The 1,512-nt window shown below is 64.0% G+C and carries 4 protein-coding genes; all 4 read left to right on the forward strand.

All coding sequences use genetic code 11. The features are described 5' to 3' along the window. Window positions 1-151 precede the first annotated feature (151 nt). From EN906_RS37585 to EN906_RS33870, 4 genes are read left to right on the forward strand one after another with little or no spacing between them, the layout of a single operon-like run. Entirely contained in the window at window positions 152-445 is a 294-nt protein-coding gene (locus EN906_RS37585; RefSeq protein ID WP_164748669.1) for a hypothetical protein, read from the forward strand. After that, on the forward strand, window positions 417-599 hold the full coding sequence (locus EN906_RS33860) for a hypothetical protein (RefSeq protein WP_236383321.1): 183 nt from the start codon (window positions 417-419) through the stop codon (window positions 597-599). The genes EN906_RS37585 and EN906_RS33860 overlap by 29 nt, the downstream gene beginning before the upstream one ends. Further along, window positions 596-1,048, forward strand: a complete 453-nt coding sequence (locus EN906_RS33865; protein ID WP_127266597.1) for a hypothetical protein — start codon at window positions 596-598, stop codon at window positions 1,046-1,048. Before EN906_RS33860 ends, EN906_RS33865 begins: the two co-directional genes overlap by 4 nt. After that, window positions 1,048-1,398, forward strand: a complete 351-nt coding sequence (locus EN906_RS33870; RefSeq protein WP_127266596.1) for a hypothetical protein — start codon at window positions 1,048-1,050, stop codon at window positions 1,396-1,398. The genes EN906_RS33865 and EN906_RS33870 overlap by 1 nt, the downstream gene beginning before the upstream one ends. Window positions 1,399-1,512: the final 114 nt, after the last annotated feature.

A 1,512-nucleotide genomic window follows, 5' to 3' on the forward strand; every position in this document is an offset into this window, starting at 1 on the left:
GCTATATCCAGCCTGTCAAGGATGCTGCCGGCGACGTGCCTGGCTGGGTCTGGATGCTGGCGATTGCGGCTGTTGCCGGCGGGCTGTTCCTGGTCGCACGCCATGGCGAAGCCAAGGGCGTCGAGGCATTCAAGACGGGAGCACGGCGCTGATGGGCGTCCTCATCTCGCTCGTCGCCGGCTTCGTCGGTGTTCCCCGCCCTCTCGCCCGCATCATCGCGTGGGCCGTCCTGGCCGTCGCCGTCTCCGGCGCCGCCCTCGGCGGCTACGAACTCATCAAGCATTGGGGCGCCGACGAAGTCCGCGCCAAGATCGAAAAGGAGAATACCGATGCGATTCACAAGGGCGTTGACGCTCGCATGTCTCTTGACGAGTGCCTTGACGCTGGCGGCGTGTACGACTTCGGGCGTCAGCGGTGTGACGCCGCTCCGACAGGCCCTCGGTAACAGCCTCGCCGGCGCACAGGGCAAGACCCAAGCCGACCAGAACAAGATCGACCGCACGATGGCGCCAGGCTGCGCGGTGAAGCTCTATACGCGCGCCGAATGCGATTTGCACACCAAGGCCAGCGCTGCGCGCCGAGCGGAGCTCAAGACATGATCGTGCTGCGCATCGCTGGCGGCATCCGCGAGCATTTCGGGATGCGCGTCACCGAATGGATCATGACCGGAGCGCTGTTCGGCTGGTCCGGTTGCCTGGCAATGGATCCGCTGACCTTCGACCGCTCGCCGTCGATGGCTATCATCGCTACCTACGGCAATGAAGCGTTCTGGGCCAACGTCTGTCTCATGACTGCGCTGCTTCGGCTCGGGGCGCTCATCGTCAATGGCACCTTCAAGGGTTTCCGCTACTCGCCCCATTTCAGGGCTGGGGCTTCCATCGCGTCGTGCGTGTTTTGGGGTCAAATTGCGCTCGGCGTCCTCGTTGCCGTCCTGACGGCCGATGGCTCCGGCACCGGGGTGATCGTCTACCTCACCTTCATGACGATCGAAATGTGGAACCTTTTTCGGGCATGGGCTGATGTCGGTGCTTCGCAGCGGAGGCGTTGATGATCCTTGGCATTCCGGCCGAACAGTTGGTGCCGATCGCCAATTTCGTGGGATTGGCGTTGCTCGGCCTCCTGGCAATGCTCGGCCTTCGCTTCGGTCGCGGCACCGTCACGCCGGCGGAGCGCCAGGTCGAGGTCGCCGGCGCCCTCATCGACAACAGCGCGGTCAAGGAACTGGCGGCCTCGATCGAGGGCTACACAATGGAACTGATCGCCGGGCGCGCTGACAATGAAAAGCAGCGCCAGGCCATGTATCGGCTGATCGAAGTCGGCAACCGCTTCGTTGACGAGGTCGGGGACCTTCGCCGCGACATCGGCGACCTGGCAAAGGAGATCGCGCGATCGAAGTAAGGATCGCGCCCTGGAAAAGCCCGCCGTGCCGAAAGGTGCGGCGGGCTTTTGCGTCCTAGGCCTTGATGCTTGGAGCCGGCGGCTGTTCAACTGTCGAGCTCGAGTGGCTCATGG

The sequence above is a fragment of the Mesorhizobium sp. M7A.F.Ca.CA.004.06.1.1 genome, from assembly GCF_003999135.1.
In the GTDB taxonomy this organism is placed as follows: domain Bacteria; phylum Pseudomonadota; class Alphaproteobacteria; order Rhizobiales; family Rhizobiaceae; genus Mesorhizobium.

Excerpts from the sequence above, each read along its gene's own strand:
- EN906_RS33870 (WP_127266596.1), top strand. The coding sequence starts at position 1,048 with ATGATCCTTGGCATTCCGGCCGAACAGTTGGTGCCGATCGCCAATTTC.
- EN906_RS37585 (WP_164748669.1), top strand. The coding sequence starts at position 152 with ATGGGCGTCCTCATCTCGCTCGTCGCCGGCTTCGTCGGTGTTCCCCGC.
- EN906_RS33865 (WP_127266597.1), top strand. The coding sequence starts at position 596 with ATGATCGTGCTGCGCATCGCTGGCGGCATCCGCGAGCATTTCGGGATG.